The 1,807-nt window shown below is 72.9% G+C and carries 2 protein-coding genes; both read right to left on the bottom strand.

The window, feature by feature from the left end:
* Nucleotides 1–57: 57 nt before the first annotated feature.
* A complete protein-coding gene (locus tag GT030_RS07375; protein ID WP_161200388.1) occupies nt 58–588 on the bottom strand; it encodes a DoxX family protein in 531 nt (176 codons plus the stop codon).
* Nucleotides 589–704: 116 nt separating this feature from the next.
* Nucleotides 705–1,807, bottom strand: a 1,103-nt coding sequence (locus GT030_RS07370) for a hypothetical protein (RefSeq protein WP_161200387.1), incomplete at its 5' end; no start/stop codon positions are given.

Here is a 1,807-nt window from a genome sequence, read left to right as displayed (position 1 = left end):
CGCACCTGACGCCGCGCGGCCGCCCTTCGGGCGACGACGCGAATGGTCAGACAGGACCTAGCGGTATCCGCCCGACCGGCGTAGGCGCCGGTCCCGCAGAGAGGCATCGACGGAGAGGTAGGGGGTGCCCGCGAGGACGAAAGGCAGCCACGCCATCAGGTAGGCGAGGTCGTTGCCGTAGTAGTACGGGCTGGTGGCCCAGCTCACCGTCAGCCACAGACTCAGCGAGATCAGCGCACCGCCGAGGGCGGCCAGCCGGCCGAAGAGTCCGATCAGAATGCCGATGCCGACGGCCAGCTCACCGAAGGCGATGGCGTAGCCGAAGCCGACGGGGCTCTTGAGGGCCAGGTCGACGAGGGCAGGGATGGCGGAGGAGTCCCGGACCGCGCGCATCGTGTCGCCGAGCGAACCGGCACCACTGGCCTTCATGAAGGCGCTGTCGGTGATCTTGTCCAGACCGGCGTAGACGAAGGTGACGCCGAGGAAGATCCGGAGTGGAAGGAGGGCGTAACGGGTGGCGGTCGCCCGCCAGTCACGCTCCCCGTCGAGATGGGAGGTGTGCGTGTCCGTCCGCATACCGTGAGTCATCACTGCTAGCCGCCTCTCGCCCGCCGTCCCGGACCTCACCCGACAATACGTATGAAGAAGGGGGCCGGTTCAATCCTCCCTGGAGGATTTTCCGGATATCGGTGCAGCGTACGGAGTCAGTCCGTCACCTCGATGGGGTATCGGTTGGTGGCCAGCCCCGCCGCCGTCACCACCTGTACCTCCACCGCGCCGGGCTCCACCTCGACCGGGACCGGGACGGTGAGCACGCTGTCGGTGGGGTTGCGGAAGCCGCCGGCGACCGGGATCAGGGGCACGTGGACGTCCACCGCGCCGATGCGGACGACCATGCGGGCGAGCCGGTCGGCGCCCTGGGCGCCGGGCGGGACGAAGCCGGTGCCGCGGATCTCGATGTCGTCCCCGGTGCGGATGGGCCCGTCCAGGTCGCCGGGCTCGCGGGCGCGGACCACCGAGAGCACCACCGGACGGCCGCCCTCGGCGTACTTGCCCGCCAGGTAGGTGGCCGCCGAGATGAGCACCAGCACAGCCAGCCCCCAGGGCAGGTCGGGGAGCTGATCGGGGCGGCGGCCGAGGCGGACGGCGGCGAAGACCAGGGCGACGGCGCTGATGACGACGTACTGGATGTCGGCGAAGGCACCCCGGCCCGCGTCGTCGGTGAGCAGGTCGGCGGCGCGCGGCCGGTGCGCCGGGACCTTCTGGAGCCGCTGGCCGAGGACCCGCAGGCCGACCACCCGGCGTACCAGGACGGCGATGCCGCACACCACGGCGAGGACGGTCACCACACCGGCGCCGCGCGCGAGGTCGAGGCCGGCGAGGAGGGAGTCGCGTTCGGCCGGGTCGGAGGCGGCGGCGAGGCGGCCCGCGAGCAGCAGGACGGCGTAGGCGACGAACAGCACCCAGCAGGCGGCGACCGTGCGGGAGGTGGACATCCGGTTGTCCTCGCCGATCATCGGGGCCAGCGCCCCGCCGCGCGCCCGGTGGAAGAAGCCGGCGAGGGTCAGCGCGCCCGCGACGGCCACCGCGGCGAGCAGTCCGGCGGTGCGGGCGCTGCTCCAGCCCGCGCCGATGGCGGTGAGGGCCTGGGCGAGCAGCAGGATCACCACGGCACCCCAGGCCAGGAAGGCGGTGCGGGTCCAGAGACCGGCGAGCCAGGCGTCGCCCTCGGCGCGGCCGCGTTCGGCGACCGCCTCGGCGCGCTGGGCCAGTTCGGCGGAGATCCACTGGCGGGACGCCGAGGCGG

It is taken from the genome of Streptomyces sp. SID1328 (assembly GCF_009865595.1).
GTDB lineage: Bacteria > Actinomycetota > Actinomycetes > Streptomycetales > Streptomycetaceae > Streptomyces > Streptomyces griseoluteus.
This window is presented reverse-complemented; position numbering and strand designations above follow the sequence as displayed.